Source organism: Pseudomonas sp. Sample_24, from assembly GCF_004307605.1.
Taxonomy (GTDB): domain Bacteria; phylum Pseudomonadota; class Gammaproteobacteria; order Pseudomonadales; family Pseudomonadaceae; genus Aquipseudomonas.
This window is the reverse complement of record NZ_RCNW01000102.1, coordinates 1-11549: the sequence shown is the minus strand read 5'-3', so window position 1 is coordinate 11549 and position 11549 is coordinate 1. Positions and strand designations below refer to the sequence as shown.

The following is an 11549-nucleotide window of genomic DNA, read 5'->3' as shown; positions in this document are numbered from 1 at the left end:
CACCGGGTCCGATGATTTTCAACGCACTCAATTCCACGCCGCTGGACAAGGTCAAAGTCGTGATTCTCGGCCAGGACCCGTACCACGGCCCGGGCCAGGCCCATGGTTTGTGTTTCTCGGTGCAACCGGGCGTACCGGCGCCGCCCTCGCTGGTGAACATCTACAAAGAGTTGAAGCGTGACCTGAACATCGACATCCCCAACCACGGTTATCTACAGAGTTGGGCCGAGCAGGGCGTACTGATGCTCAACACCACCATGACTGTCGAGCGCGCCAACGCCAATGCGCACAAGGACAAGGGCTGGCAGTTTTTCACCGATCGGATCATCGAAGTGGTCAGCCAGCAGCAGCCGCACCTGGTGTTCATGCTGTGGGGCGCTCATGCGCAGAGCAAACAGAAGCTGATCGACGCCACCAAACATCTGGTGTTGACCTCGGTGCACCCGTCTCCGCTGTCGGCCTATCGCGGGTTTCTTGGTTGCGGGCACTTCAGCCGAACCAACAAGTTTCTCGAGCAGAATGGCGAGACGCCGATCGAGTGGCGGTTACCGCCAATTTGATGATTGCCCCACGGGCCCTTGTGGCGAGGGAGCTTGCTCCCGCTGGGCTGCGCAGCAGCCCCTGTCTACATCCAGATTCTATATGCACACCGCATAAGCAGGATCTACGGCTGCTGCGCAGCCGAACGGGAGCAAGCTCCCTCGCCACAGGTCCATCAGTCTGAATCCGGGTTTCGGTTCCAATACTTGAACAACGGCTCCGCCAGAAACAACACAAACAACAACCGCATCACCTGCATCGCCGTCACCAGCGGCACCGACAATTGCAGGGTCTCCGCCGTCAGGCTCATTTCGGCAATCCCGCCCGGCATCATGCCCAACGTCAGCGAACGCAGATCCAGGTGGGTCAGCGCACTCAAGCCCAGTGCCGCTGCCGTGGCGATCAACATGGTCAACACCGTGCCGATCAAGGTCCGGCCCATGAATGAAGGCGCGCGACGGAAAAACTGCCGGTTGAAGTGACAGCCCAGACCGCTGCCGATCAACCATTGGCCGATCTGGCTGCCGCCGTTGGGCAAGCCGATGTGCAAATCCCAACCGATACTCACCGCCGCACTGACCAGCAACGGTCCGAACAGCCACGGATTGGGTTGACGCAGGCGCTCCCAAATCCAGGCCGCCAACGCTCCTGCGGGAAACAGAATCGCCAGCCAGCGCCAATCGATGCTGCCAGCGTGGGAAATCGGCGCACCGTCGCCCATCAGGTATTTGAACGCTGCCGGGACACACAGTACGACGACCAGCACGCGCAGGCTCTGTCCCGCCGCAACACGGCTGAGCACTGCGCCGTTGCGGGCGCCGAGGTTGACCATCTCCCCGGAGCCGCCCGGCATGCTGGAGAAAAATGCGGTGGCGCGATCTTCACCGGTACGCCGCATCAACCAGACACCGACCACGGCCGACAGGCTGGTCACCAACGCACCAAAGAAAATCAAACCGAAATGACTCAGTACCTGTTCCATCACCACCGGGGTGAAGTGCAGGCCAATACCGATGCCGACGATCCACTGGCCGCACTTGCGTCCGCCAGGGATTTCGGCCAGTTGCCACGGCGTCAGGCAGCGCACGAGGATGATCGCCAGCAACGAGCCGACCATCCACGGCAAAGGCCAGCCGACCTGGCTGGCGAGATAACCGCCCAGCAGGCCGACCAGCGGGGTTCCCCACCAAAGCTTGAAGGGGGACCGATCAGACATCGGCGATAGCGCGTTGCGCAACGGAGCGCTTGCGCCAGATGCGTACAATCGGCACCAGCAACATGACCACGATCAACCCCCAGACACCGACGGTGATACCGCTCGACCAGAGAATATCCAGCGAACCGTTGGAAATCGACAAAGCCCGACGAAGATTCTGCTCCATCAAACCACCGAGGATGAAACCCAGCAAAACCGGCGATAACGGGAAGTCCAGCTTGCGCAGGATGTAACCGAAAATACCGATGCCGATCATCAGGAACAGATCGAAGGTCGTGGCGTGTACGGCGTACACGCCAATGGCGGTGATGATGGCGATCATCGGCACCAGCGCCCAGTTCGGTACGGCAAGGATTTTGGTGAAGATGCGAATCATCGGGATGTTCAGGATTACCAGCATGATGTTGGCGATGAACAAAGAAGCAATCAGCCCCCAGACGATGTCCGGTTGCTGCTGAAACAGCAGCGGGCCGGGCGTGATGTTGTACAGCGATAGCGCGCCAATCATAACTGCCGTAGTGCCCGAGCCGGGAACGCCAAGCGTCAGCATCGGCACCAGAGCACCGCAAGCCTCTGCGCCAATGGCGGTTTCCGGTGCAGCCAGGCCACGCTTGTCGCCTTGACCGAATTTTCCGCCGGGGCCTGCGATGCGTTTCTCGGTCATGTAGGCCACGGCGCTGGCCAGCGTCGCACCAGCCCCCGGCAGCACGCCCATGATGAAGCCGAGCACCCCGCAACGCATGTTCACCCAGAACACCGAAGCGGCTTCCTTGAAGTTGAACAGCATCCGGCCGGTCGCCTGGAAGGCTTCCTGGCCACGGTGGGTCTTTTCCAGCAGCAACAGGATTTCGCTGATGGAGAACAGACCCAGCACCAGCACCACGAATTGAATGCCGTCGGTGAGGTGGATGTTGTCGCCGGTGAACCGGTACACACCGCTGTTGGCATCAATTCCGACGGTCGACAGGAACAGGCCGATCAGCGCCGCGATAAACGTCTTGAGCGGCCGATCACCCGCCATGCCGCCAAGGCAGACAATCGCAAACACCATCAGCACGAAGTATTCCGCGGGGCCGAAGGCGATCGCCCACTTCGCCAGCATGGGCGCGAACACCACCATCCCGCAGGTGGCGATGAAGGCGCCGATGAACGAACTCCATGCCGATAGAGACAACGCCACTCCGGCCAGACCCTGGCGGGCCATCGGATAGCCATCGAGGGTGGTCATGACGGTCGAGGCTTCGCCCGGGATGTTCAACAGGATCGAACTGATCCGACCGCCATATTCGCAACCCAGGTAAACCGCCGCCAGAAGGATCAGTGCCGACTCTGGTGGCAGACCCAATGCAAACGCGATCGGGATCAGTAGCGCCACCCCGTTGATCGGACCCAGGCCGGGAAGCAGACCGACAACGGTGCCAATCAATGTGCCGCTCAGTGCAGTCACCAGGTTGTAAGGGGTTAGCGCGACACCGAAGCCGTGACTCAAATAACCAAGCGTATCCATATCAGTTCTCCAGAACGTCGAGCAGGCCCAGTGGCAGTGGCACGTCCATGACTTTGTCGAACAGCAGGTACAGGCCGACGCTCATCAAGCTGATGATGACTGCTCCCGGCAACCAGCGTCCGCCGTACAGGCGGGCCAGCGGAATCCCAACCAGCATGCTGCTGAGGATGAAGCCCAAGGGTTCGAACAGCCCGGCGAAAACCAGCAGCAACAGCACGCAGACAGCAATCTTGGTCAAGGTCTCGCGATCCATCGGCGGATCTTCATCGGTGTGCTTGATTGGCGAGGGGCGATACACCATGTAAACCAGCGCCAGGCCCATCAGCCCGAGCATCAACAGCGGAAAGGCCCGCGGGCCGATCGGCTCGTAGGAAAAAGGTGCCTGATAAGGTAGGGCCATCGCCACCAGGCTCAGGCAGACCAGCAACAGCACCGAAGCAAAAATGCGTTGTAAGAGCATGAGGAACTCCTGTGCCGCGACTCCGCCAAACGGAGTCGCGGCCACTAGACAGAGGCGATCACTGGATCAGGCCGAACTCTTTGGCCAGCACTTTGTAGTCCGCGACCTGCTTCTTCACGTAGGTGTCCAGTTCCGGGCCGGTCATGGCGAACGGGAACAGCTCACGCTGATCGCGCAGCTTGGCGAACTCGGGTGAAGCGAGCAGTTTGTCGAAGGAGTCCTTCCACCAGGCGTAGTCTTCGTCGCTGACTTTCGGCCCCAGGTAGAAACCACGAACCACTGGCCAGACGATGTCGTAGCCTTGTTCGCGAGCGGTAGGAATGTCTTTCATTTCCGGCTCGTCCAGGCGCTTGTCGGAGAACACCGCCAGCAGGCGCATGTCGCCGCTCTGGATGTGCGGCATGGAGTCGGAGATGTCGGTGCTGCCGACCTGGATATGACCACCGAGCAGGGCGGTGGCGATTTCTCCGCCGCCTTCGAGGGCGACGTAACGCAGGTCACGCGGGTTGATCCCGGCGGCTTTGGCGATCAGCGCGGTTTGCATCCAGTCCTGGCTGCCCACGGTGCCGCCGGAACCGATCACCACTTTGCTCGGATCTTTTTTTAGAGCCTGCACCAGATCGTCGAGCGTCTTGTAGGGCGAATCGCTTTTCACCGCGATGGCACCGTAGCTGGTGCCGACAGCGGCGAGCCAGCGCACATTGGTTTCATCGAAACGCCCGAACTTGCCTTGTGCCAGGTTCAATAGCGAACCACTGGACCATGCCACCAGCGTGCCGGCATCGGCCGGGCGTTGGGCGACCACCGCGTTGTAAGCCACCGCGCCGACACCGCCGGGCATGTAGGTCACACGCATGGGCTTGGTCAGCAATTTTTCATTGACCAGCGCGCTCTGTGCCAGTTTGCAGGTCAGGTCGAAACCACCACCCGGGGAGGCCGGAGCGATGCATTCCGGACGTTTGGGTTCGGCCATCAGTTGACCGGCGAACAGCATGCAGCTGGCGGCGAGGGCGAGACGGCGCATTGATCGATTCATTTTTGTCTCCACAGGAGTTTTTGTTTTTGGGGATGATTCAGGTGCGGCAGTTACGCGCCGTGCAGCCGGGTTCGGCGCTGGCGAAGGTATACGATGGGGAGTGAGCGATGGGGCGGGGCGTGCAAGCCTGATGTTGGTTCGACAACATGATTGGGTACCTCGGTTATTGTTCTTATTGTCGAAAACGCATCGAGGCGTTTTTCGGGAGCTACATTTCAAAGCACGATTGGATGGCAGGCAGACGAAACCATCCGTCGCCCGACTCTAACGGCCCAACCTTTCGCTAACCTTTCAGAAGACTTTCACGGTTGTTCAGGCTTCACAGCGACGGATGCCGCTGTAAACTCCGCGCCAAAGAATGGTGTCGACCATCCCTGAATGAGGAAAAGATCCATGCGTGTTCTGCTCGTCGAAGACCATCTGCAGCTCGCCGAAAGTGTCGCCCAGGCGCTCAAGAGCACCGGTTTGACCGTGGATGTGCTGCACGACGGCGTGGCGGCCGATCTGGCGTTGGGCAGCGAGGAATACGCCATGGCAATCCTCGATGTCGGATTGCCGCGCATGGACGGCTTCGAAGTCCTCGCACGCTTGCGCGCAAGGGGCAAGAATCTGCCGGTGTTGATGCTGACGGCGCGCAGCGACGTGAAGGATCGGGTGCATGGCCTCAACCTTGGCGCCGATGATTACCTGGCCAAACCGTTCGAGTTGACCGAGCTCGAAGCGCGGGTCAAGGCCCTGCTGCGCCGCAGTGTGCTGGGTGGTGAACGCCTGCAACGCTGCGGCGTGCTGGCCTACGATCTGGAGACCCGGCGCTTCACGCTCGCCGAGGAGCTGCTGACCCTGACCTCGCGCGAGCAAGCTGTGCTTGAGGCACTGATCGCCCGTCCGGGGCGGGTGATGAGCAAGGAGCAACTGGCCTCCCAGGTGTTCGGCCTCGACGAAGAGGCCAGCCCCGACGCCATCGAAATCTATGTGCACCGTTTGCGCAAAAAACTCGACGGCCAACCGGTTGCCATCGTGACCTTCCGCGGCCTCGGCTATTTGCTGGAAAGCCGCGATGCATAAACCCAGCAGTCTGCGCTGGCGGTTGCTGTGGAATCTGGCATTGCTGCTGGTGGTATTGATGCTGGCCAGTGGTTTGAGCGCGTACTGGAACGGTCGCGAGGCCGCCGATACCGCCTATGACCGAACGCTGCTGGCCTCGGCGCGGACCATCGCTGCGGGTCTCTCCGAGCGCGATGGCTCTCTGAGTCTCGACGTGCCCTACGTGGCCCTCGACACCTTCGCCTACGACAGTGCCGGGCGGATTTTCTATTTGGTCAACGATATCCATCAAAACCTGATTTCCGGCTACGAAAACCTTCCGGCTCCTCCGCCCGGAACTCCGCGCACCGATGATTACCCGGCGCTGGCGCGGTTCTATAACGCGACGTATCGGGGGCAGAACGTGCGGGTCGTCAGCCTGCTCAAGGCTGTCAGCGAACCTAACATGAACGGCATGGCGGAAATCCGCGTGGCGGAAACCGATGAAGCGCGGGTAAGCATGGCTCGCAGCCTGGCGGCAGACACTTTGCTGCGTCTGGGCATGTTGGCCGTCGGGGCGCTGATGATCGTCTGGTTCGCGGTGAGCGCCGCACTGCGTCCGCTGGAGCGCTTGCGCACGGCGGTCGAGGAGCGTCAGCCCGATGATCTGCGGCCGTTGCCGCTGGTTGAAGTGCAACACGAATTGTGGCCGTTGGTGCGTGCGCTCAATCACTTTACCGAACGTCTGCGTGGACAATTCGAGCGTCAGGCGCAATTCATTGCCGATGCCGCCCACGAGCTGCGCACCCCGTTGGCGGCGCTCAAGGCGCGGCTTGAGCTGGGCTTGCGTTCGGACGAGCCACAAACCTGGCGCAGCACACTGGAAACCGCGGCGCAGGGCACAGATCGCCTGACTCATCTGGCTAACCAACTGCTCTCGCTGGCGCGGGTCGAAAACGGTGCCCGGGCGATTGCCGAGGGCGGCGCGCAATTGCTCGATCTCAGTCAATTGGCGCGAGAGCTTGGCATGGCCATGGCGCCGCTGGCCCACAAACGCGGCGTAGCGCTGGCGCTGGAGGCGGACGAGCCGGTCTGGTTGCGTGGGGAGCCGACCCTGCTTAACGAGTTGTTGAGCAATCTGGTGGACAACGCACTGGCCCACACGCCGCCGGGCGGCAACGTTATTTTGAGAGTCTCGGCACCAGCGGTACTGGAAGTCGAGGACGATGGCCCCGGAATACCGCTGGCTGAGCGCGAGCGAGTATTCGAACGTTTTTATCGACGCAACCAGCAAGTGGCCGGATCAGGTTTGGGACTGGCGATTGTCGGCGAGATCTGCCGCGCACACCTGGCGCAGATCAGCCTGCATGATGGTGAGCATGCAGGGTTGAAAGTTCGGGTGAGTTTCATTGCCGGGGAGTGATCGCATCTGTTCTGGAAGTGTTCGCGGGCAAGCCTCGCTCCTGCAGGACGGTGGTAATCGTGTAGGAGCGAGGCTTGCCCGCGCAGCTTTCAGTAAAACATCGAGCGCGTTTCTTCCAAATCAGCACACATAGCCTTGTTGTCCGGATCGATCCCGAGTTTGACGAAGGCCGGAACGCTGAAAGGATCGATGCGTGAAATCGGGTGATCGGTATCTTTGTGGCAATACAGGCTGGCAACTTGCACCAAGTCGACATAATCGATCTGGGCTGATTGGCGCTTGAAGTTCTGATACAGCAGTGGCACCTGTACCAGCAATTCCGGAAACTCCCAGACCCTCAGAAGTTTGTCGCCGAGCAGCGGATGAATGCGCTCGATCACATGGTTGAGGCTGACCGGATCGGACAACAGTTCGTAGTGGTCTTCGGCATACGTCAGGATCGGCAACACACCGATTTGATGCACCAGTCCGCCAAGGGCTGCCTGATCGGGTTTGAGCTGGGTGTAGCTGCGGCACAGCGCATAACTGACGCCGGCGATTTCCAGGCTCTTGCGCCAGACATCGCGCATTTTCTGTTCCACCACCTCGGAGCGGGCATGGAAAATCTGCTCCATGACCAGGCCAATCGCCAGATTGCTGCTGTAGTTGATGCCCAGGCGGGTGATTGCCGTGTGCAGATCAGTGACTTCCTGGGTTGCGCGTAGCAGCGGGCTGTTGACCACTTTGATCAGGCGCGCCGACAGCGCCGTATCACGGCCGATGACTTTGCTCAAACTGCTGATACTGATTTCCGGGTCTTCAGCGGCCTTGCGAATCTGCAACGCCACTTCCGGTAATGTCGGCAGAACCAGGTCATCGTTATCGATGGCCTCAACCAAATCCTGTTGGACCTTTTCCGCCAGCTCAATCATTTAGTTTCTCTAGGTGTCGCAAAAAAGTACTGCGTTCAACGCTGGATTTCGCGGTCACGGTCCAGTTGATAAGGCAGGTCGAGCAAGTGCAGCGCAGGGCCGTCAATTGCACCCACATGAATATCGCCACCTTCTGCAGCTTCGGCTTGCAATACGGCCAACAGTTCAATGTGGTTTTCGCCACGGGCTGCCAGCACCACTTCACCGATTGAACTGTTGTGACTTGGGGAGAACAGTTGGGTACCGGGCTCAGGCAGGTCGCTGGCATCCAGTTTCACGCGATAGAGTCGACGCTTGAGTTTGCCCAGGTACTGCATCCGGGCAACGATTTCCTGACCGGTGTAACAGCCTTTTTTGAAACTCACGCCACCGACAGCTTGCAGATTGAGCATCTGCGGAATGAACAGCTCGCGGGTACCGGGCATGACCTGGCCGATCCCTGCACGGACCTGGCCCAGCAGCCACTGATTCAAGTCGCTTTCGGCCAGCATGGCGGACAGCTTGCCCTTAATGCTGTCGGCTTGATCGGCAGCGACCCAGAGTTCGGCACGCTCGGGTGAGATGCGAATGGCGATCAAACCGTCGTGACGCACAACACTGTCGGTTTCTGCCGGCAGGTCAAGTCCGAGGCTCTTTATTGCAGCATCGCCATGCTCGATGCCGAAACGAATCCAGGCAGCACTTTCGTCAGTCAGCTTGGACTTGGAGAACACAGCGTATTTTTTCAGGTCCGCCAGTTGAGGTTCCAGCAATTCACTGGCCATGGCCAGCAACACGCCGTCACCTTCGAGCAGGATACGGAAGCTCGATTGCATCCGGCCTTTCTGGGTACAGCGCGCGCCGAGGCTGGACTGTGTGTCGCTCAGGTAATTGAGGTTGCAGGTCAATTGGCCTTGCAGGAACTTGCCGGCGTCCGCGCCGCGGACCGCCAGAACACCTTCATGAGACAGCGTGCAGAAAAAAGCAGAATCGGCCATGGGTCATCGCAGGGTTAAAGAGTCTGGGGGACATGATAAGGGGGCGCCTTCGAAATGGGTAGTTCACAAAAGATCGCCGGTGCCCGACCAAAGCCGACTGTTCGGCGAAGCGCGGGGCTGTATACTTGCGGCCTATTTGAGGAGCGCTCCATGGTCGAAGATGTTGAACTGAATCGCCTCTACTGGCACAGCCGCCGCGGCATGCTTGAACTTGACGTGTTGCTGGTGCCGTTTGTGAAAGAGGTTTACGCAAGTCTGAACGAGGTGGATCGTGCGTTGTACGTCCGCTTGCTGGAATGCGAGGATCAGGACATGTTCGGCTGGTTCATGGAGCGCAACGAATCGGAAGATCCGGAGCTTCAGCGCATGGTTCGCATGATCCTGGATCGTGTCCAGCCCAAGTAATTCTTTCGAATGCCGCTGGCATGCCTCGCGGCAGTTGCTGGCGGCTTACGTTTTTTCCCAGTTGTTCGCACTGGGTTCGTTGCTTCTTCTTGAATTACCGCTCTGGGCCAGTCTGTCGGGTGCTTTGTGCTGCCTGCTCCATGGCATTCGGGTACTGCCACGCCAGATTCTGCTGACACACCCACAAGCGTTTTTGGGCTTGCGTCGCGATGCCGATGGCTGGCAGTTATGGAATCGGGCGGCGGGGTGGCAATCGGTGCAGCTGCGGCCCGATAGTTTGGCACTGCCCTGGGTGGTGGTGCTGCGTTTTCGCCTGCAAGGTGAGCGACGGATCCGGGCCATTTGCGTACCCCGGGATTCGCAGGCGGCGGATATACACCGACGCCTGCGGGTTCGGCTCAAATTCAGTCGGCGTAGGTGGGCGGCACCAGAATAGTGTCCAGCGCCACTGGCAACATGTTCGGATAGTCGAGGGTGTAATGCAGACCGCGACTTTCTTTACGCTCCATGGCTGACAGAATCATCAATTCGGCCACCTGAGCCAGGTTGCGCAACTCGATCAGGTCGCGGCTGACTTTATAGTTGCTGTAGAACTCGTCGATTTCATCGAGCAGCAACCGCACCCGGTGTTGGGCCCGTTGCAGACGCTTGTTGGTGCGCACAATGCCGACGTAGTCCCACATGAACCGACGCAACTCATCCCAGTTGTGCGCAATGATCACGTCTTCATCGGAATCCGTTACCTGGCTCGCATCCCAGGCGGGCAGGGCGATGGGGGCAGAAATCTGCGGCAACTGCTCAATGATGTCCGCAGCCGCCGAGCGCGCGTAGACAAAGCACTCCAGCAGTGAGTTGCTGGCCATGCGGTTGGCGCCATGCAGGCCGGTGAAGCTGGTTTCGCCAATCGCGTACAGCCCGGGTACGTCGGTGCGACCTTGCTGGTCGACCATAACGCCGCCGCAGGTGTAATGCGCGGCCGGAACCACCGGGATCGGTTGCTTGGTGATGTCGATGGAAAATTCCAGGCAGCGCTCGTAGACAGTCGGGAAGTGCGTCTTGATGAAGTCTTCTGATTTGTGGCTGATGTCCAGATATACGCAGTCAATGCCCAGGCGTTTCATCTCATGGTCGATGGCCCGTGCGACGATGTCCCGGGGCGCCAATTCGGCGCGGGGATCGAATCGCTGCATGAAGCGTTCGCCATTAGGCAGCTTCAAATGCGCGCCTTCGCCGCGAAGGGCTTCGGTGATCAGGAAACTCTTGGCCTGCGGGTGGTACAGACAAGTCGGGTGGAACTGGTTGAATTCCAGGTTCGCCACCCGGCATCCCGAGCGCCAGGCCATGGCAATGCCATCACCACAGGCACCATCGGGGTTGCTGGTATAAAGGTAGACCTTGGCTGCGCCACCGGACGCGAGGATCACGAAACGGGCGCCATAGGTATCGACTTCTCCGGTACCACGATTGAGCACGTAAGCGCCCAGGCAACGGTCGCCTTCAAGGCCCAGGCGTTTTTCGGTGATCAGATCGACGGCGACGCGCTGTTCCAGCAGTTCGATGTTCGGCCGTTGCCTGGCCTGGGTCAGCAAGGTTCTGAAAATCGCCGCACCGGTAGCATCGGCGGCGTGGATGATACGTCGATGACTGTGTCCACCTTCGCGGGTCAGATGGAACTCGAATCCGCCGTCCTCAACAGTCGATTGCTCATCACGAGTAAAGGGTACGCCTTGGTCGATCAGCCATTGAATCGCCTCTTTACTGTGCTCGACAGTGAAGCGTACGGCGTCTTCGTGACACAAGCCGCCGCCGGCATTCAGGGTGTCATCGACATGGGACTCGACGGTATCGGTGTCATCCAGTACCGCAGCGACACCGCCCTGCGCCCAGAATGTCGAGCCATTGGCGAGGTCGCCTTTGCTCAGGACAGCGATGCGCAAATGACCGGGCAAGGTCAGCGCCAGGCTCAAGCCGGCAGCACCGCTGCCAATTACCAGAACATCGTGTTGAAACTGTTGGCTCATTTCAGGATTCCGCTCAAAGCGACCCGGGTC

The 11549-nt window shown here is 59.8% G+C and carries 12 protein-coding genes; 5 read left to right on the top strand and 7 right to left on the bottom strand.

Annotated features, from left to right (window positions below):
• Positions 1–560: uracil-DNA glycosylase (gene ung, locus D8V06_RS04965; RefSeq protein WP_130930542.1), on the top strand; the 560-nt coding region annotated here is incomplete at its 5' end.
• Between the two features lie 155 nt (positions 561–715).
• Here the strand turns inward: ung and D8V06_RS04960 are convergent.
• Genes D8V06_RS04960 through D8V06_RS04945 form a run of 4 tightly spaced genes read right to left on the bottom strand, consistent with a single transcriptional unit; the run spans position 716 to position 4759 of the window.
• The gene (locus D8V06_RS04960) at positions 716–1756 is read right to left on the bottom strand and encodes an AbrB family transcriptional regulator (RefSeq protein WP_130906109.1); all 1041 of its coding nucleotides are present in this window, start codon (positions 1754–1756) and stop codon (positions 716–718) included.
• A complete protein-coding gene (locus D8V06_RS04955; protein WP_056856029.1) occupies positions 1749–3263 on the bottom strand; it encodes a tripartite tricarboxylate transporter permease in 1515 nt (504 codons plus the stop codon). Before D8V06_RS04955 ends, D8V06_RS04960 begins: the two co-directional genes overlap by 8 nt.
• Position 3264: 1 nt before the next feature.
• Complete coding sequence (locus tag D8V06_RS04950) at positions 3265–3723, bottom strand: tripartite tricarboxylate transporter TctB family protein (protein ID WP_056856028.1); 459 nt, start codon at positions 3721–3723, stop codon at positions 3265–3267.
• Positions 3724–3781: 58 nt separating this feature from the next.
• Positions 3782–4759 carry a tripartite tricarboxylate transporter substrate binding protein gene (locus D8V06_RS04945; RefSeq protein WP_056856027.1) on the bottom strand — a complete coding sequence of 326 codons (978 nt, stop codon included), beginning with the start codon at positions 4757–4759 and terminating at the stop codon, positions 3782–3784.
• A 393-nt stretch (positions 4760–5152) separates the two neighbouring features.
• Here D8V06_RS04945 and D8V06_RS04940 point away from each other — a divergent pair, with 393 nt between their 5' ends.
• Positions 5153–5824 (top strand): response regulator, encoded by a 672-nt coding sequence (locus D8V06_RS04940; protein ID WP_056856026.1) that lies wholly within the window; start codon positions 5153–5155, stop codon positions 5822–5824.
• Positions 5817–7205 carry a sensor histidine kinase gene (locus D8V06_RS04935; RefSeq protein WP_130906110.1) on the top strand — a complete coding sequence of 463 codons (1389 nt, stop codon included), beginning with the start codon at positions 5817–5819 and terminating at the stop codon, positions 7203–7205. Before D8V06_RS04940 ends, D8V06_RS04935 begins: the two co-directional genes overlap by 8 nt.
• A gap of 89 nt (positions 7206–7294) precedes the next feature.
• Here D8V06_RS04935 and D8V06_RS04930 read toward each other — a convergent pair whose 3' ends face one another.
• Both D8V06_RS04930 and D8V06_RS04925 read right to left on the bottom strand, forming a co-directional pair.
• The gene (locus tag D8V06_RS04930) at positions 7295–8116 is read right to left on the bottom strand and encodes an HDOD domain-containing protein (RefSeq protein WP_056856024.1); all 822 of its coding nucleotides are present in this window, start codon (positions 8114–8116) and stop codon (positions 7295–7297) included.
• A gap of 35 nt (positions 8117–8151) precedes the next feature.
• Positions 8152–9093: a folate-binding protein YgfZ gene (locus D8V06_RS04925; protein WP_056856023.1), complete on the bottom strand. Its 942-nt coding sequence runs from the start codon at positions 9091–9093 to the stop codon at positions 8152–8154.
• Between the two features lie 150 nt (positions 9094–9243).
• On the opposite strand from D8V06_RS04925, the gene D8V06_RS04920 reads away from it, so the two are divergent.
• Together D8V06_RS04920 and D8V06_RS04915 are read left to right on the top strand one after the other, a co-directional pair.
• Positions 9244–9498, top strand: coding sequence for a succinate dehydrogenase assembly factor 2 (locus tag D8V06_RS04920; protein WP_056856022.1), 255 nt, complete (start codon positions 9244–9246; stop codon positions 9496–9498).
• Positions 9482–9934, top strand: coding sequence for a protein YgfX (locus tag D8V06_RS04915; RefSeq protein WP_130930541.1), 453 nt, complete (start codon positions 9482–9484; stop codon positions 9932–9934). Before D8V06_RS04920 ends, D8V06_RS04915 begins: the two co-directional genes overlap by 17 nt.
• On the opposite strand, the gene nadB is transcribed toward D8V06_RS04915, so the two are convergent.
• The gene (gene nadB / locus D8V06_RS04910; protein ID WP_056856021.1) at positions 9903–11519 is read right to left on the bottom strand and encodes an L-aspartate oxidase; all 1617 of its coding nucleotides are present in this window, start codon (positions 11517–11519) and stop codon (positions 9903–9905) included. The genes D8V06_RS04915 and nadB overlap by 32 nt on opposite strands.
• Positions 11520–11549 lie beyond the last annotated feature (30 nt).